General features: G+C 49.0%; 19 protein-coding genes, 8 pseudogenes and 1 riboswitch. Of the genes and pseudogenes, 16 read left to right on the plus strand and 11 right to left on the minus strand.

Annotated features, from left to right (window positions below; all coding sequences use genetic code 11):
• Positions 1–6 precede the first annotated feature (6 nt).
• The 4 genes from uxaC (at position 7) to adhE (ending at position 8,149) form a co-directional block, all read left to right on the plus strand.
• Positions 7–1,422 carry a glucuronate isomerase gene (gene uxaC / locus G614_RS0114330; protein ID WP_027642499.1) on the plus strand — a complete coding sequence of 472 codons (1,416 nt, stop codon included), beginning with the start codon at positions 7–9 and terminating at the stop codon, positions 1,420–1,422.
• A 326-nt stretch (positions 1,423–1,748) separates the two neighbouring features.
• Positions 1,749–3,593, plus strand: coding sequence for a bifunctional metallophosphatase/5'-nucleotidase (locus G614_RS0114340; RefSeq protein ID WP_027642500.1), 1,845 nt, complete (start codon positions 1,749–1,751; stop codon positions 3,591–3,593).
• A 121-nt stretch (positions 3,594–3,714) separates the two neighbouring features.
• Positions 3,715–3,845: riboswitch (SAM riboswitch) on the plus strand.
• A 140-nt stretch (positions 3,846–3,985) separates the two neighbouring features.
• Positions 3,986–5,173 (plus strand): methionine adenosyltransferase, encoded by a 1,188-nt coding sequence (metK, locus tag G614_RS0114345; protein WP_027642501.1) that lies wholly within the window; start codon positions 3,986–3,988, stop codon positions 5,171–5,173.
• Between the two features lie 363 nt (positions 5,174–5,536).
• On the plus strand, positions 5,537–8,149 hold the full coding sequence (gene adhE, locus G614_RS0114350; protein WP_027642502.1) for a bifunctional acetaldehyde-CoA/alcohol dehydrogenase: 2,613 nt from the start codon (positions 5,537–5,539) through the stop codon (positions 8,147–8,149).
• Positions 8,150–8,235: 86 nt separating this feature from the next.
• Here adhE and G614_RS0114355 read toward each other — a convergent pair whose 3' ends face one another.
• Positions 8,236–8,496: a helix-turn-helix domain-containing protein gene (locus G614_RS0114355; RefSeq protein WP_027642503.1), complete on the minus strand. Its 261-nt coding sequence runs from the start codon at positions 8,494–8,496 to the stop codon at positions 8,236–8,238.
• 134 nt (positions 8,497–8,630) lie between these two features.
• On the opposite strand from G614_RS0114355, the gene G614_RS0114360 reads away from it, so the two are divergent.
• Positions 8,631–8,891 (plus strand): hypothetical protein, encoded by a 261-nt coding sequence (locus tag G614_RS0114360; protein ID WP_027642504.1) that lies wholly within the window; start codon positions 8,631–8,633, stop codon positions 8,889–8,891.
• 117 nt (positions 8,892–9,008) lie between these two features.
• Here the strand turns inward: G614_RS0114360 and G614_RS27525 are convergent.
• Positions 9,009–9,997 (minus strand): annotated as a pseudogene (locus G614_RS27525) (WYL domain-containing protein).
• Between the two features lie 9 nt (positions 9,998–10,006).
• Positions 10,007–10,255, minus strand: a pseudogene (locus G614_RS0114370) (WYL domain-containing protein); the annotation flags it as partial.
• 140 nt (positions 10,256–10,395) lie between these two features.
• On the opposite strand from G614_RS0114370, the gene gdhA reads away from it, so the two are divergent.
• The 3 genes from gdhA to G614_RS0114390 all read left to right on the plus strand — a co-directional run bounded on the left by gdhA (position 10,396) and on the right by G614_RS0114390 (position 14,081).
• Positions 10,396–11,730, plus strand: a complete 1,335-nt coding sequence (gene gdhA, locus G614_RS0114375) for an NADP-specific glutamate dehydrogenase (protein ID WP_027642506.1) — start codon at positions 10,396–10,398, stop codon at positions 11,728–11,730.
• Positions 11,731–12,050: 320 nt separating this feature from the next.
• Positions 12,051–13,214: a DUF819 domain-containing protein gene (locus tag G614_RS0114385; RefSeq protein WP_027642507.1), complete on the plus strand. Its 1,164-nt coding sequence runs from the start codon at positions 12,051–12,053 to the stop codon at positions 13,212–13,214.
• Between the two features lie 168 nt (positions 13,215–13,382).
• Complete coding sequence (locus tag G614_RS0114390) at positions 13,383–14,081, plus strand: GntR family transcriptional regulator (protein ID WP_027642508.1); 699 nt, start codon at positions 13,383–13,385, stop codon at positions 14,079–14,081.
• A gap of 73 nt (positions 14,082–14,154) precedes the next feature.
• Here G614_RS0114390 and G614_RS0114395 read toward each other — a convergent pair whose 3' ends face one another.
• The 5 genes and pseudogenes from G614_RS0114395 to G614_RS27530 form a co-directional block, all read right to left on the minus strand.
• Entirely contained in the window at positions 14,155–14,772 is a 618-nt protein-coding gene (locus G614_RS0114395; RefSeq protein WP_027642509.1) for a manganese catalase family protein, read from the minus strand.
• 19 nt (positions 14,773–14,791) lie between these two features.
• On the minus strand, positions 14,792–15,088 hold the full coding sequence (locus G614_RS0114400; RefSeq protein ID WP_002576990.1) for a spore coat protein CotJB: 297 nt from the start codon (positions 15,086–15,088) through the stop codon (positions 14,792–14,794).
• Entirely contained in the window at positions 15,081–15,299 is a 219-nt protein-coding gene (locus G614_RS0114405; RefSeq protein WP_002585055.1) for a spore coat associated protein CotJA, read from the minus strand. The genes G614_RS0114400 and G614_RS0114405 overlap by 8 nt, the downstream gene beginning before the upstream one ends.
• Positions 15,300–15,609: 310 nt before the next feature.
• On the minus strand, positions 15,610–17,499 hold the full coding sequence (locus G614_RS0114410; protein ID WP_027642510.1) for a PEP/pyruvate-binding domain-containing protein: 1,890 nt from the start codon (positions 17,497–17,499) through the stop codon (positions 15,610–15,612).
• A 29-nt stretch (positions 17,500–17,528) separates the two neighbouring features.
• Positions 17,529–18,005: pseudogene (locus G614_RS27530) on the minus strand (LysR family transcriptional regulator); the annotation flags it as partial.
• 130 nt (positions 18,006–18,135) lie between these two features.
• Between G614_RS27530 and G614_RS27535 the strand changes: the two are divergent.
• From G614_RS27535 to G614_RS0114430, 3 genes and pseudogenes are all read left to right on the plus strand, one after another.
• Positions 18,136–18,888: pseudogene (locus tag G614_RS27535) on the plus strand (hypothetical protein).
• 337 nt (positions 18,889–19,225) lie between these two features.
• The gene (locus G614_RS0114425; protein WP_027642511.1) at positions 19,226–20,056 is read left to right on the plus strand and encodes a helix-turn-helix transcriptional regulator; all 831 of its coding nucleotides are present in this window, start codon (positions 19,226–19,228) and stop codon (positions 20,054–20,056) included.
• 137 nt (positions 20,057–20,193) lie between these two features.
• Positions 20,194–21,504, plus strand: coding sequence for an O-acetylhomoserine aminocarboxypropyltransferase/cysteine synthase family protein (locus G614_RS0114430; protein WP_027642512.1), 1,311 nt, complete (start codon positions 20,194–20,196; stop codon positions 21,502–21,504).
• A gap of 91 nt (positions 21,505–21,595) precedes the next feature.
• Here the strand turns inward: G614_RS0114430 and G614_RS27540 are convergent, their stop codons facing one another.
• Positions 21,596–22,729, minus strand: coding sequence for a helix-turn-helix transcriptional regulator (locus G614_RS27540; protein WP_049948062.1), 1,134 nt, complete (start codon positions 22,727–22,729; stop codon positions 21,596–21,598).
• 242 nt (positions 22,730–22,971) lie between these two features.
• Here G614_RS27540 and G614_RS0114440 point away from each other — a divergent pair, with 242 nt between their 5' ends.
• Positions 22,972–23,187, plus strand: coding sequence for a hypothetical protein (locus tag G614_RS0114440; RefSeq protein ID WP_027642513.1), 216 nt, complete (start codon positions 22,972–22,974; stop codon positions 23,185–23,187).
• Positions 23,188–23,288: 101 nt separating this feature from the next.
• On the opposite strand, the gene G614_RS0114445 is transcribed toward G614_RS0114440, so the two are convergent.
• Entirely contained in the window at positions 23,289–24,485 is a 1,197-nt protein-coding gene (locus G614_RS0114445) for an NADP-dependent isocitrate dehydrogenase (RefSeq protein ID WP_027642514.1), read from the minus strand.
• Between the two features lie 45 nt (positions 24,486–24,530).
• Here G614_RS0114445 and G614_RS34450 point away from each other — a divergent pair.
• Both G614_RS34450 and G614_RS34455 read left to right on the plus strand, forming a co-directional pair.
• Positions 24,531–24,668: pseudogene (locus G614_RS34450) on the plus strand (ATP-binding cassette domain-containing protein); the annotation flags it as partial.
• Positions 24,656–24,814: pseudogene (locus G614_RS34455) on the plus strand (cation:proton antiporter); the annotation flags it as partial. The pseudogenes G614_RS34450 and G614_RS34455, both read left to right, overlap by 13 nt.
• 141 nt (positions 24,815–24,955) lie before the next feature.
• Here G614_RS34455 and G614_RS0114450 read toward each other — a convergent pair.
• Positions 24,956–25,834: a DUF4397 domain-containing protein gene (locus G614_RS0114450; protein ID WP_027642515.1), complete on the minus strand. Its 879-nt coding sequence runs from the start codon at positions 25,832–25,834 to the stop codon at positions 24,956–24,958.
• A 356-nt stretch (positions 25,835–26,190) separates the two neighbouring features.
• Here G614_RS0114450 and G614_RS35040 point away from each other — a divergent pair.
• Positions 26,191–26,465 (plus strand): annotated as a pseudogene (locus tag G614_RS35040) (transposase); the annotation flags it as partial.
• Positions 26,466–26,531: 66 nt separating this feature from the next.
• Positions 26,532–26,774: pseudogene (locus G614_RS27545) on the plus strand (transposase); the annotation flags it as partial.
• Between the last annotated feature and the right edge of the window lie 48 nt (positions 26,775–26,822).

Below are 26,822 nucleotides of genomic sequence, written 5' to 3' on the forward strand. Positions count from 1 at the left end.
ATGAAAATGAACACAAAATTTGACGAGGAGCTGTTCTTCACAAGCAAAACAGGAAGCAGGCTGTATCACGAATATGCTGAAAACCTGCCAATCATAGATTATCACTGTCATCTCAAGACCTCTGAGATATGCGATGACAGGGAATTCGAGGACCTGGGTGAAATGTGGCTGCGGGGGGACCACTACAAATGGCGCGCCATGCGTACCTTTGGGATTGATGAGGAATACATCACAGGAAAGGCGGGTTACCATGACAAATATCTTGCCTTTGCATCTGTATTCCCAAAGCTTATTGGAAATCCTGTGTATATCTGGTGCGCCCTGGAGCTGAAGCGGTATTTTGACATCGATGAGCCCCTGACAGCGGAAAATGCAGAAGAAATCTATCAGAGGACAAAGGAATTGATTGTGAAGCGCCACATGACCAGGCGCTGGTGCATGGAGCACTCCAATGTCAGGCTGGTAAGCACCACCGAGGACCCGGTGGATGACCTGCACTGCCACATTGCCCTTCAGAAAGAGAAGATGTTTACAAGGGTCATCACTGCCTTCCGTCCGGACAAGGCCATGTTTATTGAACAGGATGGCTTTTCTGATTATCTGGACCAGCTTCAAGGGGTGTCCGGCATCGGGATTGTTTCTTTTGAAACCATGCTGGATGCTTTGGAGGCAAGGCTTAAGTTCTTCCAGGAAACAACCGGCACCACGGTCAGTGATGACGGGATCCCACATTTTACATGGGCTGATTATACGGATACGGAGATTGCCGGGATATTTGAAAAGGCAAGGAAGAATGAACCTCTGTCACCCCATGAGGTTGACCAGTACCAGAGCGCGTTCCTTTATGAGATGGGGCGCAGGTACAGCCGGAACAATTATGTGATGCAGCTTCATGTCGGGACCTACCTGGATGCTAATAGGGACGGGGTCAGGCGGACAGGGCATTCCACCGGCTTCGACTGTACGGACGACCGGTGCTCCGTGACAAGTGTGGGCGAACTGCTGAACCGGCTGACCATAGCAGGGGAACTGCCTAAGACCATACTTTACCCCCTGGACGGCATGAAGATTGAGACATGGGCCGTGCTTGCGGCCGGCTTCTGTGACGGCAGCGTAAAGGGAAAGGTACAGTTAGGAGCGCCCTGGTGGTTCAATGACCAGGCATTTGGCATCAAGCGCCAGTTTGAGGCATGCGCCAGCCTGTATCCGGTCAGCCTGTCCGTGGGCATGCTGACGGACAGCAGAAGCTTTATCTCCTATCCCCGCCATGAGCTTTACAGGCGGGTGCTGTGCAATTACCTGGGTGAGCTGGTGGACAGAGGGGAGTATTTCTCCGGCGAGGCAGCCTTAAAACAGGTGATTGAGGATGTGTGCTTCAACAATGTGAATGAATTCTTTGGCTTTCATGTAAATGAAGGATAGAGGTGGTCGGATTGAGCCCTTGGGACAACGCCTCTTAGACAGGCAGCCGCGGAAGTGGGCAGGGTGCGCGCTGCCAACCTGGGCGTGCACTGGAACGATGAATGCCTTTTCGCCGCAGAAGACCAGGCTGCAATCCGTCCGGATGGAAGCCTATGTGGATGCCCGGACCCCGCCTGCATTTATCTGGCACATGGCCCGCCAGGGGATGCTGCTTCTGGACTGCTGCAGTGCATCTGCTGTTTCTTTCGTTTTTTTACAGGAAATGTGATATGATGGATATATGATACGAGTTGTGTAAGGTTTGTTGGAGAAAGAGAGGAAAATTCATGAAGAACAGGAGCTTTAAATGGCTGCAGGATTTGTTTCTTGCAATTGTCCTGGCCGCGGTAACAATGACGGGCCTGCCCCTGACAGGCAGTCCAATCACGGCACTGGCAGCGGACAAGGATATTGTGGTGCTGTATACCAATGATGTCCACTGCGGGGTGGATGACAACATCGGCTATGCCGGTCTGGCGTTGTACAAGAAGGAGATGCAGCAGCAGACACCTTATGTGACTCTGGTGGATACAGGGGATGCCATTCAGGGGGCGCCCATTGGTACGCTTTCAGACGGCGGTTATCTTATCAATATTATGAACTATGTGGGATATGATTTTGCGGTTCCGGGCAACCATGAGTTTGATTATGGAATGTCCAGGTTTCTGGAGCTGGCCGGTAAATTAAACTGCGGATATTATTCCTGCAATTTCTTAAACACCGCCACAGGCGCTCCTGTTTTTGCTCCATATAAGATGTTTGCATACGGGGATACCCAGGTGGCATTTGTAGGCGTGACCACGCCGGAGAGCTTTACAAAATCCACGCCTGCATATTTCCAGGACAGCCAGGGAAATTATATGTATTCCTTCTGTGAGGATGAGAGCGGACAGAAGCTGTACAGTCAGGTGCAGGCCAGCGTGGATGCAGCCAGGACAGCCGGGGCTGATTATGTTATTCTGGCAGGCCATCTTGGGGAAAACGGCATTACCCGGAAATGGTCATCCGTCAGTGTGATTGCCAATACCACGGGAATTGACGCATGTATTGACGGCCATTCCCATGAAACCGTTCCGTCGGAGAACATAAAGAATAAGAATGGACAGAATGTGGTCCTGACCCAGACAGGAACCAAGCTGAATCATATTGGAAAGCTGATCATATCTGCCAATGGTTCCATTCGGTCCGAGCTGGTATCAGAGGTGCCTGCCGTGGACCTGGCCAGGGAATATACGGTAAAGGAACATGATTCCTTAAGCAGGATTGCAAAAAGGGAGCTGGGAAATTACAACCGCTGGATTGACATTTATAACAGCAATCTGGATAAGATAAAAGATACTAACGTACTCCCGGTAGGTCTTAAGCTTGTGATTCCCGGCGGAAGCTTTATCAATGAGGACGGAAGGGCTGTGGATTATGGAACCAGCCAGTTCATCCTGTCCATTGAGAACCAATACAATGAGACATTAAAGACTGTTCTGGGCACCACGCCCTACGAGCTGACTGTCAATGACCCTGCCACAGGGCAGCGTATTGTCAGAAATGCAGAGACCAATCTGGGGGACCTGACAGCGGATGCTTACCGTGTGGAGCTGGGGGCTGATATCGGACTCAGCAACGGAGGCGGAATCCGAAGCATTATTAAGCCGGGTAACATTACATATAACGACACCCTGGCCGTGTTCCCTTATGGAAATATGGGATGTGTCATCGAGGCAACGGGACAGCAGATTAAGGATGCACTGGAGATGGCGTCTAAGAATTATCCGCAAGAGAGCGGCGGTTTCCTTCAGGTGTCCGGTCTGACCTACACCATTGACCCATCTGTGCAATCCGGCGTCCGGACAGACGACAAGGGAAATTTTACCGGTGTGTCAGGCGCTTACAGGGTAACGGACATCAAGGTTGGGGGAGAGCCCATTGACCTTACCAAGACATATACCGTAGCGTCCCATAACTATATGCTGAAACAGGGCGGAGACGGCATGACCATGTTCAAGGGATGTAATGTAATCCGGGATGAGGTCATGGTGGACGTGGATATCTTATCTTCCTATATAAGGCGGATGGGAGGTTCCGTGACATCTGAGTATGGGAACCCGGCCGGGCAGGGAAGGATTTCCATAAGATAGAAACAGGACGGAACAGGCAATGGAAGAACAGGCAATGATAAATTTTAATATTGACATATATATATAATTGCTATAAGATATGGAAGGTAACACATTTTACAATTAAAGAGTTCGTGAATATCCCTTATTCAGAGTGATGGAGGTACAAAGGACCTGTGAAGTCACGGCAACCCCGGTTGAGTATATCAGCATGATATGCGAAAGGGTCGGAAGGTGCCAGCCTGAGCGAGGAGTATGCTGGCAGGATAAAGCATGCTTGGTCGAGCAATAAGAGGATTTGAAGATTTAAAGATATTTTCAAGTCCGCAATTGCTGCGGACTTTGTTTTTTGTAAATGTCTGATGTTACAGCTGCTGTTAATCATTTATCTGAACAAGAAGGAGAGATTTGAAATGGAGAGAAGACTATTTACATCTGAGTCCGTAACAGAAGGGCATCCGGATAAAATGTGCGATGCCATATCCGATGCGATTCTGGACGCATTGATGGAGCAGGACCCAATGAGCCGTGTGGCATGCGAGACAGCTACCACCACAGGACTGGTTCTTGTCATGGGAGAGATAACCACCAACGCCTATGTGGATATTCAGAAGCTGGTGCGTGAGACCGTGCGAGAGATTGGCTATGACCGTGCCAAATATGGTTTTGACTGTGATACATGCGGCGTCATCACAGCCATTGACGAGCAGTCCCAGGACATTGCAATGGGAGTGAATAAGGCTCTGGAGGCAAAGGAAAACAAGATGTCAGACCAGGAGCTGGACGCCATTGGAGCAGGAGACCAGGGCATGATGTTTGGTTTTGCCACCAATGAGACAGAGGAATACATGCCTTATCCCATTTCCCTGGCCCACAAGCTGGCTAAGCGTCTTACGGATGTCCGCAAGAACGGCACGCTTAAGTATCTCCGTCCGGACGGCAAGAGCCAGGTAACTGTGGAGTATGATGAGAATGACAAGCCGGTCCGCCTGGATGCCGTGGTATTATCCACACAGCATGATGAGAGCGTGACCCAGGAACAGATTCATGCGGATGTGAAGAAGTACATCTTTGACGAGATCCTTCCGCAGGATATGATCGACGAGAACACGAAGTTCTTTATCAACCCTACGGGACGTTTCGTTATCGGCGGACCGCAGGGCGACAGCGGTCTGACAGGACGTAAAATCATCGTTGACACCTACGGCGGTTATGCGCGTCACGGCGGCGGTGCATTCTCAGGAAAGGACTGCACCAAGGTGGACCGCTCTGCTGCATATGCAGCCCGCTATGTTGCCAAAAACATCGTGGCAGCCGGTCTGGCTGATAAGTGCGAGATTCAGCTGTCCTATGCCATCGGCGTGGCCCATCCTACCTCCATCATGGTGGATACCTATGGAACCGGTAAATTGAGCAATGAGAAGCTGGTGGATATCATCCGTTCCAACTTTGACCTGCGTCCGGCCGGAATCATCAGGATGCTGGATTTGCGCCGTCCGATTTATAAGCAGACAGCTGCTTATGGTCACTTTGGCCGCAATGATTTGGACCTGCCCTGGGAGCGGTTGGATAAGGTGGAACTGTTAAAAAGTTATTTATAGGCAGGGAAAATCGCTGTAAGCCGGTATATTAGCAGGCTTGCAGCGATTTTTTGATTTAGTTTTGCAACCTAGCCATCTTCCGTGGCGGCAATTTTCCCTACAGGCTGTTAAAATCATCGCAGCAAATAGCCCCCTCGCCCGCAAGGGTATACATGGCTAAAGATTAGGGATTAAAGTCCTCCTAAAAAAATTATAAAATCTTTCATTTATATATTGACATTTTTTTAACGAAGGTATATAATGCAAACAGTAAGATTGTTAATTAATTATCAATACAAATTAAGCAGCAATTAAAAATAACTTGACAGGCAGGTACAGCCTTAATGTACTGAAACAAACACAAGGAAAATGGAGGATAAGGAAATGGCAAAGAAAATCGAGCAGGTTGTTCCGGAAATCATTGACAGCGTAGACGGACTGAATGCAAAAATGAATGCAATGCGCGAAGCGCAGAAAGCTTTTTCTACCTTTACACAGGAACAGGTAGATAAAATCTTCTTTGCAGCAGCAAGCGCAGCTGACAAAATGCGTCTTCCGCTTGCAAAGATGGCAGTAGAAGAGACCGGCATGGGCGTGGTTGAGGATAAGGTCATCAAGAACAACTACGCAGCAGAGTATATCTACAACGCATACAAGGACACCAAGACGGTTGGTGTGATTGAGGAAGATAAGGAATACGGAATTAAGAAGATTGCCGAGCCAATCGGCCTGATTGCAGCTGTTATTCCTACCACCAATCCTACTTCCACAGCTATCTTTAAGACACTGATAGCCTTAAAGACACGCAACGCAATCATCATTTCCCCACATCCGCGTGCTAAGAACTGCACCATTGCGGCGGCTAAGGTGGTTCTGGACGCGGCAGTGAAGGCCGGCGCACCGGAAGGCATCATTGGATGGATTGATGTTCCTTCACTGGAACTGACCAATGAGGTAATGAGGGATGCCGACCTGATTCTGGCAACAGGCGGTCCCGGCATGGTTAAGGCTGCTTATTCTTCAGGAAAGCCTGCACTGGGCGTTGGCGCCGGCAATACACCGGTCATCATCGACGACACAGCAGATATTAAGATGGCGGTTAACTCCATCGTTCATTCCAAGACATTTGACAACGGTATGATTTGTGCTTCCGAGCAGTCCGTAACAGTCATGGAATCCATTTACAACGAAGTAAGAAAAGAATTTGAATACAGAGGCTGCTATTTCTTAAAGCCGGGTGAAATTGATAAGGTCCGCAAGACCATTATCGTAAACGGCGCCCTGAATGCCAAGATTGTCGGACAGAAGGCGGCAACCATTGCCAAGCTGGCAGGCGTTGAGGTTCCTGAGGATACCAAGATTCTGATTGGTGAGGTTGAATCTGTTGACATCAGCGAAGAGTTCGCACATGAGAAACTGTCTCCTGTACTGGCTATGTACAAGGCCAAGACATTTGACGAGGCTCTGGACAAGGCAGAGCGTCTGGTAGCAGACGGCGGCTACGGCCATACCTCATCCCTGTATGTGAATGTAAATGAAGAAGAGAAGATTTTAAAGCATGCAGCAAGGATGAAGACCTGCCGTATCGTAATCAACACGCCTTCTTCCCACGGCGGCATCGGTGACCTGTATAACTTCAAGTTAGCTCCGTCCTTAACACTGGGCTGCGGTTCCTGGGGCGGCAACTCCGTATCTGAGAACGTTGGGGTCAAGCACTTACTGAATATCAAGACCGTTGCTGAAAGGAGAGAGAACATGCTGTGGTTCCGCGCACCTGAGAAGGTTTACTTTAAGAAGGGCTGTCTGCCTGTAGCATTAAAAGAGCTGAAGGACGTTTTAGGCAAGAAGAGGGCGTTCATCGTAACAGACTCCTTCCTGTATAAGAACGGATACACCCATGTCATCACAGACCGTCTGAGCGAAATGGGCATCACATATACCGTATTCTCTGATGTACAGCCTGACCCAACACTGGCTAACGCACAGGCCGGCGCCAAGCTCATGAGGGAATTTGAGCCGGATGTAATCCTGGCTATGGGCGGCGGTTCCGCTATGGACGCAGGCAAAATTATGTGGGTGCTGTATGAGCATCCGGAAGTGGATTTCATGGATATGGCCATGCGCTTCATTGATATCAGAAAACGTGTATACACCTTCCCGAAGATGGGTGAGAAAGCATATTTCATTGCTGTTCCTACTTCTTCCGGTACAGGTTCCGAGGTTACTCCTTTCGCGGTTATCACAGACCAGGAGACCGGTATCAAGTATCCTCTGGCAGACTATGCGCTGCTGCCTAACATGGCAATCGTTGATACAGACAACATGATGAGCCAGCCAAAAGGTCTAACCAGCGCATCCGGCGTTGACGTACTGACCCATGCACTGGAGGCATATGCTTCCGTCATGGCTACCGACTATACAGACGGCCTTGCACTGAAGGCCATGAAGAACGTATTTGATTACCTTCCAACAGCTTACAATGAGCCAACAAATGTTGAGGCACGTCAGAAGATGGCTGATGCTTCCTGTATGGCTGGTATGGCGTTTGCCAATGCATTCCTGGGCGTATGCCACTCCATGGCTCATAAGCTGGGTGCATTCCATCACCTGCCACACGGTGTTGCCAATGCCCTGCTGATTTCCCTGGTGGTTGATTTCAATGCTGCTGAGAATCCGCGTAAGATGGGTACATTCTCCCAGTATCAGTATCCACATACCCGTGAAAGGTATGCGGAGTGCGCAAGATTCTGCGGAATCCAGGCTAAGGATGATGCTGAGGCAGTTCAGAAGCTGATTGTCAAGATTGAGGAGCTTAAGAGGACCGTAGGCATCAAGTCCTGCATCAAGGATTATGGCATTGATGAGAAAGACTTCTTAGACAGGCTGGATGCAATGGTTGAGCAGGCATTTGATGACCAGTGTACCGGCGCTAACCCAAGATATCCGCTTATGAGCGAGATTAAAGAAATGTATTTAAAAGCATACTACGGTAAATAATTCGTACCCATTGCGGGTAAATACCTTTATCCTTTGTGTTTGGAACAGGCCGTCTGTCGCTTGACAGGCGGCCTGTTCATGTTGTGTTATTGTTTATCCCTGTGGTTCAGCATGATACCCTCAAAAAAAGATTCATAATTGATGTTAAAGATTTCCTTCATGGCAGCCAGCTCGGAGATTCGTATATTATATGTGCCGCTTTCTATCTGGGAATATATGCTGCGTGAAATATTGATCCCCATCAGCTGCATCTTTGCAGTGACCTGATCCTGGGTGAGATGTGACTGCAGACGGTATTTTCTGATGTTTGGCCCTATCCTTAAATCCTGCTTTAATTTTTGATCCATGGCTTCCTCCGGAATATGCAAGAAATAGGTTGCATTTCCTTGATTTTACGACAAATGTAATATATAATTGCAATGTATAGATTGCACAGAGGAAATTGGAAATATACATGCAGAAAGTAGAATAGGAGTTTTATATGATGTCAGATAAATCCCAGGGGGGGCTGTTGGCCAGACTGCAGGCTCTCTCCTGCTGCCAGTACCTTTCGGACCTTCACAGTCCGTTTTATATAGAGGATATTATATATGCCGTGCGCACGGTAAGCATATCATCTTATTCCATTAGCGAATGGGAGGAGGCTTTCCGGTATATTTCTGGCATCAGGATGGAATTTAAGAGTAAGGAAGAGCTTGTTAAGAATCTGATTCTCAGATTAGAGGAAAATAAGGAACCATAGATAAAAAGGATGCTGTATGGCGGTCCGGGTGTATACTAATACACCCGGGCTGCCATACAGCATCCTTTTTAAATTTGTAGACCCCTTGCTGTGATTTGCAGTGTCACCGGCCATACCCTATATAATATCGCTGTGAAACAGCTCATGCTGCCGTTTGACCCGTTTACGAATCTGCCGAACAAAGGATGAAGGGCCGAGTACGCGGACCACAGGACCGAAGGAGAGTATATCTATGAGAAGTTCTGTCTCATCTGCCAAATCATAGTGGATGGTACAGATCCAGCATTTCTTTTCCCCGTCATATTCCGTGTGTTTTTCATAGTTGGCAAAATGCAGCATACACCGCTCCAGGGAGTTGCGCTCCCCGCTGATTTCCAGGACCACTGGTTCTGAGCCTTCTGAACAGGTTTAAAACAGCGGTATTCTAAGTCCGCCGGACATGGTTTTTCGGTGACGCGGCAGTCCTTTATACGTGCTAAATTCAGTATGGTGCTGCGGCTGAACGTATTTCTGTGGAACTGGAGACAGCAGAGCCGGAATTTGTCATCCTTGGATGAATACTGAAGCTGGTAAGGAGCGGCTTCAAAGGCGTGGATACGGCCGTGTTTTCCCTCATAAGCCACCAGAATAATCCGTTCCTCCCTGATCGCTTTAAGGATGGCCTGGAAATGCTTCCTGTAGGCAAGGGAACCATAGGAATCCCCGTCCCTGTAGCGGTCATAGCAGTAAAAGTCGTCCTCACGGTAAAGGAAGGGCAAACCCTCCCATTCCCTGTCCAGTAGTTCTAACTGTCTGTCTGTGAAAAACAGTTGGAAACGAGGGTCCTGAGTCAGGGACTTTAACCATGCTTTTTGGAGGTTGGTAAGCGGGACGGCAGGAACCCCATGGCCCAGGCGGGACGTAAAGGCATGTATGTCCTGTTCCTCCAGAAGGGCCCATGTGCCGTCCGTCAGTTTGGGGATGATGGACAGGGCGCTTTCCTGGAAACCGTAAGCACGGCATATATGCTCCATGTCCTGCCTGGTTATGGGGCTTTGCCAGGCTTCATCCAGTATGTGGCGGACCACATTGTAATAACAGCTGTATATTTTGTGATATAACTCCATGGTCTCTTACTACTCATTCCCGCAGTTCATCTCATACATCTTCTCCCAATCGCGGGTTATTTTGGCTATGGCAAAGGAATTGGTGCCCTGAATGTCCATGATACGGCCTGTAAAGGTCTTGACCCAGGACAGCATTTCATTGGTATCGAAAAATGTACCCGTGTAGAGAAACTGGTTCTCACGTATCTTCATAACCTCCCCTCCCCGGCCTTCACGGTAGAGGCGGTTTAGGATGTAAGGTTCCTTTTCCTCGTCGATGCCAAAGGAGTGAAATCGATTTACATACTTCTTGACTTTAGCATATTAACTTGCTATACTTTTTCTAAAGTGTGTGCCGGACCCACTGCTGGCACAGCATCCCCACACTTCACAAACAAAAATCCAGGAGGTCGATTGAAATGTCATACGTTGATGAGATTTACGAGAGAGTTGTAGCACAGAACCCGGGTGAGCCGGAGTTCCATCAGGCTGTCAAGGAAGTATTGGATTCCCTGAAGCTGGTCATCGATGCCAATGAGGAGAAGTACCGCAGGGAAGGTATCCTCGAGCGTTTCACAGAGCCGGAAAGAGTTGTTTCTTTCAGGGTACCGTGGGTAGATGACAATGGGGCAGTCCAGGTGAACAAGGGATACAGGGTGCAGTTCAACAGCGCCATCGGACCATATAAGGGCGGCTTACGCTTCCATCCATCTGTAAACCAGAGCATTCTCAAGTTCCTTGGTTTTGAGCAGACACTTAAGAACTCCCTGACAGGCCTTCCCATGGGCGGCGGCAAGGGCGGTTCCAACTTCGATCCCAAAGGTAAATCAGACCGTGAGGTCATGGCTTTCTGCCAGAGCTTCATGACAGAGCTGTACCGCCACATAGGCAAGGATACGGATATCCCGGCCGGAGATATCGGCGTAGGCGGCAGGGAAGTAGGATACCTGTTTGGACAGTATAAGAGAATCACAGGATTATATGAGGGCGTACTTACAGGCAAGGGACTTACCTTTGGCGGTTCCCTGGCCAGGACACAGGCAACCGGATATGGCCTGGTATACATTCTGAATGAGATGTTAAAGCACAACGGCAAGGATATGGCAGGCAAGACCGTAGTTGTATCCGGTTCCGGCAATGTGGCTATCTACGCAATTGAGAAGGCACAGCAGCTGGGAGCAAAGGTAGTGGCTTTAAGCGATTCCAACGGCTATATCTATGACAAGGACGGCATTCAGCTGGATATTGTCAAGGAAATCAAGGAAGTGCGCAGAGGACGTATCAAGGAGTATGTGGATGAGGTTCCAACCGCAGTGTATACAGAGGGAAGAGGAATCTGGAGCATCCCATGTGATATCGCCCTTCCATGTGCAACACAGAACGAGCTGAATCTGGACGATGCCCAGACACTTCTTGCCAACGGATGTTTTGCAGTGGCAGAGGGCGCTAACATGCCTTCCACCAGAGAGGCCACAGACCTGTTTGTGGAGAAGAAGATCCTCTTCATGCCGGGCAAGGCTGCCAATGCAGGCGGCGTGGCAACTTCCGGACTGGAGCAGAGCCAGAACTCCTTAAGGATGTCATGGTCCTTTGAGGAAGTGGATGATAAGCTTCACACAATCATGGTAAATATCTTTGCAAAGGTATCAGAGGCAGCAGAGCGCTACGGAGTTGCGGGCAACTATGTGGCTGGTGCTAATATCGCCGGATTTGAGAAGGTGGTTGAAGCTATGCTGGGACAGGGTATTGTGTAGTCTGTAAGGTAAGGTGCAGTCAGCAGGGTATTATGCAGCCGTAATATAATCGGAATATAATGCGGAATGAATTCCGCAGGCAGGCCAAAATGGTTTGTCTGCGGGATTTTTTTGAAACATTTTTTATCCGAAGAGGATACTGGCAGGCCATTTTCGTCTGAAGAATCAACAGAGACTGGAAATAATGCATAAAAAACAGAGTTTTTACTTTTAGATATTGAATATATTTAAAAGTTATGTTAATATGATGTTAATACAGATTGTTAACAATCCACAATCTACAATCATCAATACATATGAAAGGTGAAGAGGAAAAAAAGATGGAAGCACTTATTACACGTACGGAAGGCCTGATATTCGTGATTTTAATCATGGTAGCATTTGCACTTTGGCTACAGAGATTCAAAGCATTTAAGTCACTGGGGCCGGTTTTGACAGTTGTGGTATTGGGAATCATTCTTTCCAACACCCATGTGGTGCCGATTTCACATGATTTTTACAGCGCATTGTCTACATACTGCGTGACACCCGCCATATCCATCTGTCTGCTCAGCATGGACATGCATGAGCTGAAGAAGCTGAACAGGGAGCCGGTCATTGCTTTGGTATCGGCTATTTTTTCCGTATGTTTTATTGCCATCATACTGGGATTATTCTTTGCCCCAAGGATTACCGAGGGCTGGAAGTGCGCCGGTATGTTTGTAGGCACCTACACAGGCGGAACACCTAACCTGACAGCCATCGCAACAGGTCTGGACTGTTCAAGGGAAACCCTTGCGGCAGCCAATGCAGCTGACTACGTAGTGTCAACTCCGTTAATGGTATTTCTGTTCGCGGCGCCGGCCATCTTAAAGGCTTCCAAACGCTGGAACAAGCTGTGGCCTTATCAGTTTACAAAAGAGGAGCTGGACGACGGAGAGGACGAGCCCCTGATGTCCGATAAGAGATGGTCCATCCGGGATATTGCATGGCTTTTGACCATTGGTTTCGGCGTGTCCTTTGTATGTACTGTGATTGCACAGTCCATTTTTCCGGATACCTTCTGGAAAGCGGGACGGCTGCTGATTCTTACAACGGTATCCATTGGCCTGGCACAGTTAAAGCCTGTCCAGAAGCTGCGCGGAAATCTTGACCTAGGTCTGTTTATATCCCTGACCTTCCTTGCAACCATCGGATTTGCAGTGGATTTGCAGCAGTTCATCGGTTCTGCGCTTATGATGACCCTGTATGTACTGTTCATGCTGATTGGTTGTATCGTACTGCACCTTATTATCTGCCGCATATTTAAGATTAAGTATGAGTATGTAATCCTGTCCATGGTGGGATGTATTGTAGACGGACCAACCTCATCCCTGACCGCGGCAGGTGCAGACTGGAAATCCCTGATTAACGTCGGCTTAATTATGGGTGTAATATCCGGGGCCTGCGGAAACTATGTGGGAATCTTTGTATCCTATGTCATCAAGGGTATATGCGGCCTGTAAACATAAGAAAGGCGTAAGCCTAAGACAAACTCCGGCGCTTGTGGTCTAAGGTGCCGGAGTATTGCCATTTTTTCAGAACATGTTTACCGTGGGATTTTCTTATGATAATATTATTTTGTGACAGAATAATTGAAAAATGTTGTTGGAATATGAAAAGGAAACGCTTTTATGGGAAAATTAACGTATCAGACACTGCGTGAAAATGTAGTGGACGTCATTCGTATGAAGATATTCAACCACGAGCTGGCGCCGGGAATGAGAATTATTGAACAGGACATTTCAGACGAACTTGGGGTGAGCCGCGGTCCGATTCGGGAGGCCCTGAGACAGCTGGAACAGGAAGGCCTGGTGGAATATGTGAGAAATGTGGGGTGTTCAGTGAAGAATATCACCCTGGAGGACATTTACGAGATTTATCTGCTGAGGGCCACCTATGAGATTTTGGCAGTGAAGTTGTGCAGGGGAGTGTTTTCAGAGGCTGCCTTTGCCGAGATGGATGCGGCATTGGAGTCTATGAAGGATTTAAAGGAAACGGATTATAACAAATCCATTGCCTGTGATAACATGCTTCATGAGGCCATCATACGCTCCAGCGGATTGCCGCGGCTGATTAAGGGGTGGACGGACTTAAACTATGGAAATGCCATCAATTATTATGCCGGCAACCCTGACAGCAGGGCCATGATAGACCGCCAGTACCCAATTCATAAGGAGCTGGTGGACGTGTGCCGCACCGGGAATACGGAGGATATATGCAGGGCGATATCAAACCATTATATGAAGACCATCAGACGGCGGCTGAAGGAACAGGGCATGCCGGAAGATCATTTTAAGTTTTCAATTGATGTGATCGATGGTTGGGTGTGAAAAGAAGCGGATTGTATGTAATCCGCCGCTCCTCATACAGTTCAGTATACGAAGCGGCGTCGTGTTTAATCTTTTATTTCTGGTTCTGTACAAACTGCTTATCAAACTCTGGGTTGAAGTAGTAGAAATTCTTTTCATCCAGCTTGGACTTTATCTTTTCCAGCGCCTCCCCGAAACGCTGAAAATGAACGACTTCCCTGGCCCGGAGGAATTTAAGGGGTTCTCTTACCTCCGGGTTTTCAATAATACGGATCAGGTTGTCATACGTGGTCCTGGCTTTCTGTTCCGCTGCCAGGTCCTCATGGAGGTCTGTTATGGCATCTCCCTTGGACTGGAATTCACAGGCATTAAAGGGAACGCCCGCAGCAGCCGTTGGCCACAGAGCCGTGGTGTGGTCGATATAATAAGCGTCAAAGCCCGCTGTCTTGGCCTGTTCCGGGGTCAGATTCTTGGTCAGCTGATAGATAATGGCGCAGATCATCTCCAGATGGGCAAGCTCTTCTGTGCCAATATCTGTCAGCAGTCCGCCCACTTCCTTGCATGGCATGGTGTAACGCTGGGAAAGATAACGCATGGAAGCAGCTAATTCGCCGTCAGGCCCGCCGAACTGGCTGATAATCAGAGACGCTGTCTTGGGACAGGTCTTGGTAATTTTTACGGGAAATTGTAACCGTTTTTCATAAGTCCACATGGTTAGACACCTCCTTATTTTAATGTTCCGGGCAGTCCCAAGGCAGAGGTCCGTCTGACCAGGTAAAATGCTTCTGGCCGGGATACTTGGTATGGGATTCGGACTTGTTATTGGTTTCAGGGCAGACACAGTTCAGGGTAAGGGGTTCATATTCCTTTGCAAAGGAATCCAGAAGCTGTTTTCTCTGGGCCATAGCCTGGCTGAACGCGTCTAATGCCTGGTCGTCTGTGGGGTGGGTATCCAGATACAGGTTCAGGTCATTGACAACAAAACTTATCTCATTAATCTGCTGAAGCAGCTGGCAGCGGTCAGGCATTTTTTTCACCTCCTACTATAAAAAACGGCAGATCCAGGCAGGGGAAAATAGTCCCCTGTTTCAGGGCTTTGGATGGCTCATAGGGCGTTTCCCAGGGCTGCATGGGAACAGTGGCAATGGCCAGCTGTACTCCTGGTCCGGGAGCGGGAAGCTCTTTGCCGCACCCGCATTGTGATACAGGTACTTTGGCGTCACAATTGCATAAATTCATATGATTGATTCACTCCTTTCTGTTGATGGCCTTTTGCAGGCTTCATGATTAGTATGAGCTTGATGCGTTTTTTTAGGTTATTTAAAAACTGTCAGTATATCCAGAAATAGTCGGAGTGTTTTTTATGGGATTTTTTGCCTGGAAATTCATTTTTAAATAAAAAAAGGCGGGGAAGCACAGTCTGAAGCCCTCACCGACGGTGGGGGCTTTGCTGCTGGGTAAGATTCTGATTTAAAAATAGAGGTTGGCAAACTGGAGCGTGTGCTCTTATGTCCGCAAGGCGGAACAGTCCGAGCGCGCTGTCAGCCCATTACCGCTCGGCAGTCTGCCCCGCGCCCCGTATCCGGCACACGGCACGGCCCTCCTGGGCATCCAGGGTCAGGGTGGCCCCGGACCGGCTTACGTCATGGACCTTTACGATGTCAGCCAGCTCCTGGGATTCACCGGGCAGAATATCCTTTAACACCTCAGGATATCTGGTAAGGAGTTCAGGCCGGTACAGCCTGGTCTTGCTGTTATCATTGATGGCGCCGTAATACACATCTGCCTCCACCATGTCCTGGAACATGTGGCTGCCGTAAGATAGTTCCGGGTGGTAGCCTGCCTTTCCGTAGGCCACCTCGCAGATGGCGCTGAACTGGCTAATTTCCGCGTAGACCACGGGTACGCCTAATTCAGGGGATGAGGTTCCGATGCGGCCGGGCACCAGCAGCATCAGCTTCTTATCCGTGTCCTCGAAATGCTGGTTGATACGGCTGATTAAACGGGCCACATCCGGCTTCTTGGCATATTCGTATTCATAGTATTTCTGAGGGTCCACCCACACAATATAGTCGATGCGTTCCTCCTTGGACCGGCGCATGGATGTCCTGCGCACGTCAAAGAGAAATTCGTGGTCCACACCGTCCGGTATATGTACCTGATCGGATTTGGCAGTCTGGAGGGGACGGCATTGCAGCAGGTTCAGCCTCCATACGCCTTCCTCCGGACTAGTGACGGCAAACTCCACATCCACCGGGCGTTCATATTCTTTCTCCAGCATCTTCATGAGGGAGCGCATCATCCGGATGAACTCCAGATTGTCCACCAGGCCCTGGCAGTCCGCAAAATAGATGGTTCTGTATATGTGGCGTTCGGCCAGCATGTCCTCGGCGTCCGTATCCCTGCTGAGGACCATTTTCTTCTGCCATTTGGGAAAGAGGTCCAGTATTTTTTCCAGGGATTTGGTACAGAGCGACTTGGTGCCAAAGTCCAGGACGTCTACCTTGCGCTGGGAGAACTTGTGGCGTTCAGCCAGGGTGGTCCTTAAGTTGGCCTGTGCCCTGTCAAGGCCGATGAGACGGGGATAATCGCCGGGCGTCCTCTCCACAGCCCTGGTCCCCAACCCCATGACCATGCGCAGCATTCCTGCTTCCGGGCTTAGGTGCTCCATCCATTTATAAGGGTTATAGGAACAGCCCATACCGGCGGCCACCGGCATATAGAGGTCGCCGTACTGCTGCCCGGCCACCTGCTGAATCAGCAGGGCCATCTGCTCATCCACATCTAACAGATGGCGTTTCCTTCGGTATTCAATGGCCTGTTCGTTCATGGTGCTGGCGTATACGCGGCGGATAGCCTCCTCCAGTTCCTCCATCCGTTCCTCCTTGGTGCCCTGGTTCATGCAGAAAATGGACTCGTATTTGCCGGAGAACGCATTGCCGTATCCGTCCTCCATGATGCTGCTGGAGCGGACAATGATGGGGGTGGTCCCGTAGTGGTCCAGCATATCGCTCAGCTCTTCCCGGATATCTTCGGGGAGGGAACCGCCACGCAGCCGTTTGGTCAGCTCCTCGGTCTCCTTAAAATGTTCCTTTTCCAGACGGTGCCTGGCCTTTAACTCCGCACAGCGGTTATACACCAGATACCGGTAGAAAACATCCGTGCCGATGAAAAAGGAGTTATGGGGTTCCACATGTCCTGCGTACTCCGGCATGTTGAGTTCAATCAGCTTCCTGGCAACCAACAGGCCGCAGGCCTTGCCGCCAATCACGCCTCCGCCAATCTTGCGCATCCAGACCCTGCGGAAATCCTCCTCCGTGAAATGTTTCAGTATCAGCTGCTCCATGTGGCTCTCCGTGGTCATGAGCCGGTTGCAGATACATTTTTTTTCTTCCCTTGTCAGGTTTTCCTTTTTAAGGATTTCTGGCCATCCAACCATTTTTCTTACCCCCTTATTTGTTTGTTTTAAACATCTCTTACTGCCTCAGGGTCGTCAATCTTATAATATATGATATCCGGGTTTTCCGGAAGGCACTTGACCACGGTGTCGCTGACAAATGAGGCGCCCATGCCGTACTCTGTCAGGTGATAGGTGGTTAAGAGCTGGTTCAGCTTTAATGTATAGTTTAGCTGGATTCCTGCCCGGCCCAGTATGGTCCCGCCAACGGACAGACGGCCTGTTTTCAGCTCCTGGAGATTGCCTACATAGTAGGCGAATTCATTTTCCAGGTCCATGATTTTCTCGGCGGTCTTGATGTACTTCTTGCCGCATTCCGTCAGCTGGATGGGGCTGGTGCTCCGGTCAAAGAGGGGCATGCCTATCTTTGTCTCAATCTTCTTGATCATGGAGCTGAGGGCCGGCTGGGATATGTAAAGGTTCTCAGCAGCCTTGGAAAAGCTCTGTTCCTTATAGACTTCATATACGTAATTCATCCCGCTGAACATAGCGGCACCTCCTATAAGTTTTTGATTATAAGTTTTATTCAAATATAAATATTTGTTTTTATTCTAGGATATTTTTATAATAAAGGCAAGAACAAATATATCTGACTAATGTTTGATGCGGAGGCCATAAATGAAACATGTAACGGAATATTCCAAGCAGGAACTGAATGATATGTTAAAAGAGCTTACCATACAGTTCCAGGAATCCAAGAAACTGAATTTGAAACTGAATATGGCCAGGGGAAAGCCCGCAGCAGCCCAGTTGGATATGAACATGGGCCTGTTGGAGTTCATCACAGCAAAGCTGCTTCACAGGGAAGGAATGAAAATCATAGCAGTCAGCGATGTATCCGGCGGGATCTGTAATCCTTATGGACTTAATGTACCGGCTATCCTGGATTATCTCTCCCTTATCAGGAAGAATCTGTTAAAGGATTACAATGAAGAGGGAATGAGCCGCATCACCAATGAGGAACTGCTGGAGATGGATGCCAGGGTACTGGTGCCGGCAGCCCTTTAAAATCAGATTAACGCTTCCAATGCACATAAAATCCGTGCGGAAATCATCGTGGAGGCTGCAAACGGCCCGGTGGCCGCAGACGCTGACGGGATACTCCGGGACAGAGGCATTACCGTTGTGCCCGATATCCTGGCTAATGCAGGCGGCGTAGTGGTTTCTTATTTTGAATGGGTTCAGAATATCCAGTCCGTCAGCTGGACAGAGGAAGAAGTCAATGAGAAGCTGAAGAATATCATGGATCCGGCCTTTGAGGCTGTATGGGATATTGCCGGGAGACAGAATGCCACACTGCGCACCGGCGCTTACCTGATTGCCGTGAAGCGGGTAGTGGAGGCGAAGGCAGCAAGGGCAATCTGGCCATAAAAAAATCATAGAAAAAAGAATTATAGAAAATATCAAAAAGCAACAGTTACAGAAAGACCAGGCACTGGGGATGCCTGGTCTTTTACTGTGTATAAAGGGGATAAAATGTGTGAAAGGGGGAGGGCCCTTTCGGTTTTTGCAACAATTTATTTGCTGTGTTTCTCTTGCTTACAGGACATATTATAATACAGGTATATTGCAAAAACCATTGTCAGAAGACAAAGAAATATTGCAATTACCACAAGCTGTGATAGAATAGGATTAAATGTACCTGCGGCGTGTGCCCGCAGAGGATAGGGACGGCTGCGGACAGCCGTTTTTTGAAAGGAGGAGGTCCATGTACCAGGAAGAAAGCTTTAAGACGCAGAAGGTGGTATATGCCCATACGCGCAGCGATGAAGCGGATATGGAGTATAAGATGCACTGCCATGATGTATACGAGGTTTATTACATGATTTCAGGCAATGCGGAGTATCTGCTGGAGGGCAGGACCTACACACCCAGGCCGGGAAGCCTGATTATCATACCGCCGGGCTGTTTTCACGGGTTAAGGGTGCTGGATTCGGATGAATATAACCGGATACGCCTGCACTTCGCCCCCGAACTTCTGGAGGAAGATGAACAGGCGCTGCTGCTGGAGCCCTTTGGGACCGGATGGTGCTGTTATGAGGAACAGTTCCAGCTGGAGTGGTATTTTCATTCCCTGGAGGAGTGCGGGAATTATGGAAAGAATTTACAGGATATTGCAATCCGCGCACGGGTCCTGTCTCTTTTGACCAAGATTTTTGCAATATTCAGGGAGGCGTCAGGGACTTCCAGGGGAAAGGAAGGACAGGTTCAGGAAATCATCCGCTACATCAACCAGAACCTGTCTGCCCCCCTGACCCTGGAAGGGCTGGCCCAGACCTTCTATATGAGTAAGAATCATCTGACAGCTGTATTTAAGAGGGCCACGGGAACCACGGTGGCCCGGTACATCCTCTATAAGCGCATGGCAATCGTGAGGAAGGAGCTGGCAATGGGGGTGCCGGCGGCAGAGGCGGCGTCCAGAGCGGGATTTGGAGACTATTCCAGCTTTTTCAGGGCTTACAAAAAGATGTTTGGATGCGCGCCTTCTGATAAGAACGCGCCGGGAATGCCTGAGATGGATAAGGGAAGTACGGTTTAAGAATGCGCGGGGCCAAAAATGTGAGGTTTAAGAATTTAAGAATGTACTAAAATAAATTCTTGACAGGAAAAAAATACCATGATATTATCAATTAAACCTATAGAAATAGTAGGAATAAAGAGACGGAGGACAATATCATGGGAGAGAAGCGTAAGAGAGCAGACAGACATTTTAAATTTGAGACAACCCAGCTTCACGGAGGTCAGGAGCATCCGGATCCTTCGACTGGGGCAAGGGCGGTACCGATTTACCAGACATCATCGTATGTATTTGACAACTGTGACCATGCGGCGGCACGGTTCAATCTCAGTGACCCGGGGAATATATACAGCCGTCTTACAAATCCTACCCTGGATGTATTTGAGCAGAGAATGGCGCAGCTGGAAGGCGGCGTGGCGGCCCTGGCCACGGCTTCCGGGGCAGCGGCCCTGTCCTATACATTCCAGAACCTGACACGGGCAGGGGATCATATTGTGTCCTCCGGCCATATTTACGGAGGCACCTACAATTACCTGGCCCACACCTTTCCTGAATATGGGGTGGAGACTACGTTTGTGGATCCGGCCGATTTAGAGGCGGTAGAAGCTGCTATCAGGGATAATACAAAGGCTGTCTTTATAGAGACACTGGGAAACCCAAATTCCGATATCGCTGATATAGAAAAAATCGCATCCATTGCGCACCGGCATCAGATTCCGCTGGTCATAGATAATACCTTTGCCACGCCATACCTTGTCCGTCCCATTGAGTACGGCGCCGACATCGTGGTACACTCAGCCACAAAGTTCATCGGCGGTCACGGAACCACGGTGGGCGGCGTGATTGTGGACGGCGGAAGATTTGACTGGGCCGCCTCCGGCAAGTTCCCCGGACTTACAGAGCCAAACGCCAGCTATCACGGCATCCGTTTTGCTCAGGATGTGGGAGCGGCTGCCTTTGTCACCCGCATAAGAGCCATTCTCTTAAGGGATACAGGGGCTACCCTGTCACCCTTCCACGGATTCCTGTTTCTGCAGGGGCTGGAGACACTGTCTCTGCGGGTGGAACGCCATGTGGAAAACGCGCTTAAGGTGGTGGAATACCTGAAGGCCCATCCCCAGGTGGAAGCGGTTCACCATCCCAGTGTGAGCCGGGACCCGGTCCAGCAGCAGCTTTACAGAAAGTATTTCCCCAGGGGAGGCGGTTCCATCTTTACCTTTGAAATAAGGGGCGGGGCTGAGAAGGCCAGGGAATTCATCGACAATCTGGAACTGTTCTCCCTTCTTGCCAATGTGGCGGATGTAAAGTCCCTGGTGATCCATCCGGCCTCCACCACCCATTCCCAGATGAATGAGGAGGAGCTTCTGGAGCAGGGAATCCGTCCCGGAACCATCCGCCTGTCCATCGGGACTGAGCACATCGACGACATATTGGAGGATCTGGAGGAAGCATTCCGGTCCGTTTTATAGATATAAGAGATTTCAGGGATATAATTTTTATGGCAGAGGTGATAAGGATATTGACTATGTGGTGGAGCACTATGGTTATGGGGAACAGGGATTAATACGAAGGGGAGGCCCCAGGACCTCCCTTTTTATGGCAGGAAACGGCTTTAGTAAAAACCATTTTTATGTCCATCGTACCATTGCGAGATGGCGGATTCCGGTTTGGCCTGCAAAAGGAACAGGATTTCCCTGGCAAATTCCAGGGCAGCAGTACCGTTGGCTGTGATGATATCAGAGGGATTATTTTTTCCAGGCGGCATCGTATCTGTTGGCGAAGTTCCGGCGGGGAAATGACCCTTACCTTGTCCAGCAGCCCAAACACCAGCTTTCCTGCAAAGTCCATGTCAGAGGTCTGGAAACAGATGCGGCCCAAATGGTCGTTGGCGTCCGGGGAGCGCTGGAAATAGGTGGCGTCAAAGGTTTTTGTCAGTTCGAATTCGTCTGATATGTGGTACTCAAGCAGCACCTGGAAGGAAGGTGCTGGGGATTTTGGGTGAGGGGAGGATCCGCCTTCCGTATGACGGAAGTCTGCTCCGTAGTCCTGGGGAAAGGGAATGGACGCAAGAGCCCGCGGCGTGAAGGTTTCATTCAGTGTTTCCAGAGAAGCAATACGGCTCAGCCGGAACAGGCGGAATGCATTTTGCCGGCGGCAGTACCCGTAAATGTACCAGCAGGACTGTTTGAATACCAATTTGTGGGGTTCGATTATTCTTATGCTGCGGGAACTGCTGGATATATACTCCATGCGGACCAGGCTGCGGGCATGGACTGCACTGCGGAGGAGGGATATTTTTTCATGGATAATGCTGTTATTAAACCATGAGGATAAATCAATTACACAATCACTTTGGGAAAAGACAGCGGATTCCTGTTCAGGAACCAGCTTTGCAATCAGATGGGTGATGGAGCTGTCATTGTCAATGCTTCTCAGGCCCCGGAGCGCGGTAAATATCTTTTCCTTATCGTCTGCGGACAGTACCTTATATTTTAGCTTATAGCTGTCCAGAATAGACACGCCGCCGCCCGGACCTATATAGGAAAACACAGGTATGCCTGCGCACCCAAGGGATTCCAGGTCCCGGAATATGGTCCTTCGGGAGACCTCCAGGCGGCTGGATAGTTCCCGGACGGTTATTCTGTCTGTTTCGGAAAGGATGGAGAGCAGGGCCAGGAGGCGGTCGGTTTTCATGGCAGGGGTCCTCGCTTTTCTTTAAATGATATGGATGGTGACAGGTTTTATTGATAGTATTTAACTCTATAATAATACCTTGAATATGCCGGAACCGTCAATGGAATGACGGCCGGCATTTTCTTAATTGTATCCAGATAATCCTCTAATCGGTCAAAGCGGTGTGTAATCAGCTTTTCAAATGTCAGGTAGAAAGCCAGAAGGAACTGCTGGCTTGGTGTGAGACACAAGGAATCGGAACCATGACATATGGATCTTTGGGGGCTGGTATTCTGACTGGAGCAATACGTGAGCTTCCGGATTGGGAAGAGAATGATAAGAGTTACGTATCCACAGCTATCTGTGGGGTACGCGACCCACAGCAGGCATATGAAAATTGTGCCACATATGATTGGGAACTTACAGGGGAAGAGATGAAGTTGATTGACAGTGAGATTGAGAGGCTGCCGATGAATTAGCAGCGTAGGAAACAAAAGGCAATAATAGGAGATAAGCGATAAAAAAGCGGCTGGTCCAGTGGAAAAACCACAAATGGACCAGCCATTTATTATCAATCTTTTTACAGCCTCTTTGCAATGGCCTTAATAAAGTCCCCGCTGTTAAGTACCACTGGATTTTGAATGGTGGTAATCAGAGAAAGATCTTTTGTCATCTCGCCGCCCTCAATGGTGTCGATGGTGGCCTTTTCCAGCTTATCCGCAAATTCCATCAGCTCTTTGTTGCCGTCCAGCTCGCCGCGCTTGCGCAGTGCTCCGGTCCAGGCAAAGATGGTTGCCACGGAGTTGGTAGAGGTCTCCTCACCCTTTAAGTGCTTGTAGTAGTGGCGCTGTACGGTTCCGTGGGCAGCCTCGTATTCATAGTTGCCGTCCGGGGATACCAGGACAGAAGTCATCATGGCCAGGGAGCCGAAGGCAGAGGATATCATGTCGCTCATGACATCGCCGTCGTAGTTTTTGCAGGCCCAGATGTAGCCGCCCTCAGATTTCATGACGCGGGCCACGGCGTCGTCAATCAGGGTGTAGAAATAGGTGATGCCTGCAGCATCAAACTTTTCTGCATATTCACTGTCGAAAATCTCCTGGAAGATATCCTTGAAGGTATGGTCATACTTTTTGGAGATGGTATCCTTGGTGGCAAACCAGAGGTCCTGCTTGGTATCCAGGGCATAGTTGAAGCAGCTTCTGGCAAAGCTTTCAATGGATTTATTGATATTGTGCATACCCTGTACGATGCCGGGGCAGGTGAAGTCGTGAACCAGTTCCCGGCTCTCGGAGCCATCCCCGGCAGTGTAAACCAGTTCCACCTTTCCCGGACCCGGTATCTTCATCTCAGAACCCTTGTAAACATCGCCGTAAGCATGTCTGGCAATGGTGATGGGCCTCTTCCAGTTCTTAACACATGGTTCGATTCCCTTTACCACAATAGGTGCACGGAACACGGTTCCGTCCAGGATGGCACGGATGGTTCCGTTGGGACTCTTCCACATTTCCTTCAGGTGATATTCCTCCACGCGGGCCGCGTTGGGGGTGATGGTGGCACATTTAACAGCCACGCCGTACTTTTTGGTGGCATTGGCGGAATCAATGGTTACCTGGTCGTTAGTCTCATCCCTGTATTCCAGTCCAAGGTCATAGTACTCTGTCTTTAAATCTATGTATGGCAGCAACAGGTCGTCTTTGATCATCTGCCAGAGAATTCTAGTCATCTCATCGCCGTCCATCTCAACAATCGGGGTGGTCATCTTAATCTTGTCCATACTGTATCCTCCTGAATTTTCGCATTATTTTATAGTATACGACGAATTGGGGTTTCGCACAAGAGTTTAACAGGGCTGTTTCTACTAAAAAATACGTTCACTGTTCTGGTAGGGCCGTCAGGATGCGGTAAATCCACAACACTCCGCATGATTACCGGCCTGGATGAACCGACCTCAGGGGATTTCTGGCCATTGCCATGTTATTGGGGATATCGGGAATCTGTGCGGCAGCCAACATCTCACCCCTTCTTTCCTGCATGGTGTTTGGAGCTGCTAACATTACTGAAGCATTGTCAACCGTTGGTGTTATTGGTTTTAGCTACTTTATTAATTACAGCAGCGGCACGGACGGCTGTCAGGCACTGTAAGTTTTACTCTATTTTATCAAGAACAGAGCCATAAACACAGGCTTTTATACGAAAAAGGGGAGGGGGCCGCATAAATTCCGCTGCTCCCTCCACGATTGTTAATTAGCTTCTCCGGTCTTCTACCAGAAGTGTCTGTATGGTATCCGCGGAGGGATTCCAGTTTAACACATACAGGGTATAAATCCGGGATGGATTCAATGTTATCGGCGTGGTAACCAGGGTGTTTTCCGGGCGGGCGGAACGGGCTACACGCAGGGTATAGTTACCGGAGCTGAGCCGGCTGAAGCTGGCTGCATCGGCAAAGTTTACAGAGTTAAAATAGATATTGCCAAGGGAGGCATTGACTGGTCCGCTGTAATAGGCTAAATTGCAGACCCGGAAGCAGGAAGAGGTCCAGTCCGTGGGGCATGCCGTATCACTGATAGATACCAGGTCCAGGCCTGTGGAGGAGTTGACAATGGCGATGGTGGCCATTCCGTCACCCACATACATGGATTTGCGGAGATATACGTAACCGTTTGAGCCCATAATGGAGAATGTATGATAGCCCTGGGACAGCTGGCGGTACTGGGTCACTTCAGAAAAATCCAGTCCGGAGAAAACAGCCCGGTTATCTATATACACGGTAAATGGGTTATATCCGGTGGCGGCATTTAACAGGCGTATTCCGCCGCGAATCCACTGGTTATTGTTGCAGAACACGCAGGGGATAGGGGAATATGACGGGTAATTCGGGCGAACAGGGTAATTCGGGCGAACAGGGTAATTCGGGCGAACTGGATAATCAGGACGCACAGGATAATCCGGACGTACAGGGTAGTCCGGGGAGTAAGGAGGCGTGACTGAAAAATCAGGGTCGATTTCATCGTCAGGAGATGGAATTACGACGTCAGTATCAGGATATGTGAAACCGGGATCAACCGGGTCTTCTACCTGGGTCATCCTAAGTGTTGGTACAGAGTAGGGATTATTGTTATACATATACAATGGTCCTTAGTTTGTGATTTTATGATATTATATGTCTGGTATGCCGAAGGTGTACGGTAAAAAACAAAAAAAGCCGAAGACCAGGTAAATCAAGGCTTTCGGCTCTGTGTTATCATACCGCTTTGAGGTGGACGTAGATGCTCTCAGGTGGAAATGTAAGGTTCAAAAGTGTTGATTTTATTGGACTTGGAGATACCACAAGGATTAGGCTGAACCTGCGTGGAAATCACTTGACAGAATAGGGAGGATGAGGCTGTTTCTGACGGATGCTGGTTACCGGAAGGCACTGGAGAATCCGGACATCTGCATTATGACCATCCAAACAAGGATTGAACAAAATCGCTGCGCGAATCAGCAATCACCGGGATCATCCGCATGGATGAAGAAAATGTTACGTTTTCAGTAAAAGATTACCGTAATAAAGGCAACTGGAAACAATTAACACTAAAACAGAAAACTGACCCTCTGCAGAAATCTGCTCGGATGCCGGAAATATCTTTCAAAACTGCGAGAAATGGAAATGTCGGAGATTCTTGAAGAACTCTACGGTATCAAAGTGTGCGTATGCAGAGAATGCGGCGGTCATCTTGGTAAGCCACAGTTACGAATGCCATTACGTAGTTGACGAAAGTAAATTTAATCAAAAAGAGGGTTTAATTCCCCGCAGCTTGCTGCGTAACAAACTTTTTCAATCATCCAAATAGTGAAGAGCATCATAGCCCGGGAGGTGTTCGCGAAATGTCCACAAGTGAAGAAAAAATTGTGGGGAGGAGAATTCTGGACAGATGGCTATTACGTAGCAACGGTGAGTGAACATGGGAATGAGCAAATCATAAGTAGATATGTGAAAGAACAGGGACAGGAAAAAAATTATAAAACAATCTATAAAAACGTAGAGAAAACAAAGCAGTATAGCATATGGGATTATATGTAGAGGTTGCAACCTTCGATACCCCGCAGCTTGCTGCGGGGTAGTTCATTT

The sequence above is a fragment of the [Clostridium] clostridioforme AGR2157 genome (assembly GCF_000424325.1).
Taxonomy (GTDB): Bacteria; Bacillota; Clostridia; order Lachnospirales; family Lachnospiraceae; genus Enterocloster; species Enterocloster clostridioformis_A.